This is a genomic window from Streptomyces sp. SID12501 (assembly GCF_010550245.1).
Classification (GTDB): domain Bacteria; phylum Actinomycetota; class Actinomycetes; order Streptomycetales; family Streptomycetaceae; genus Streptomyces.
The window spans coordinates 1-620 of sequence record NZ_JAAGLU010000256.1; the positions used below are offsets into that span (position 1 = coordinate 1).

General features: G+C 69.0%; 1 protein-coding gene. It reads right to left on the reverse strand.

Annotation, left to right across the window (positions count from 1 at the left end):
• A partial coding sequence (locus G3I71_RS45575; protein WP_164324823.1) for an ABC transporter permease occupies window positions 1–620 on the reverse strand: 620 nt, incomplete at both ends.

Below are 620 nucleotides of genomic sequence, written 5' to 3' on the forward strand. Positions count from 1 at the left end.
ACGGCGGCGTGACGCCGTACAGCAGGCAGTCCCGCGTGATCTCCAGCACCCGGTACATCGGGTTGAGCTGCACCAGCTCGAGCACCCGCGGGTGCGAGATGAACCGGTCGAACGAGAAGAACACGGCCGACCCGTACAGCCAGAACCGCATGGCGAGCCCGATGACGTGGTTGAGGTCGGGGACCCGGGTCGTCGCCCGCGCCGCGAGCAGCGCGAGGCCGAGGTTCATCGCGAGCTGCAGCACCAGGACGAGGGGCACGAGCAGCCACCGCCAGCTGATCTCCTGCAGCGGCGTCGACCAGGCCTCGCCCGCGCCCGGGCGGGTGAACAGCAGGAGGACGAGCATCGTGAGGAGCGCCGGGACGAAGCTCAGCGTCTCGCGCGCGACGGTCGCGATCGGCAGCGCGGCGCGGGGGAACGAGAACGACTTCACGAGCGACCGGGCCGCAATGACCGACCGTGCACCACCCGTCACCGACCGCGTCGTGAACCCGAACATGAAGACGCCGATGATGAGGTACCCGATGAAGTTGTCGATGCCCCGGCTCGACCGCAGCAGCAGCCCGAAGATCACGAGGTACACGGCGGCGTCGAGCAGCGGGTTCAGCACGAGCCACACC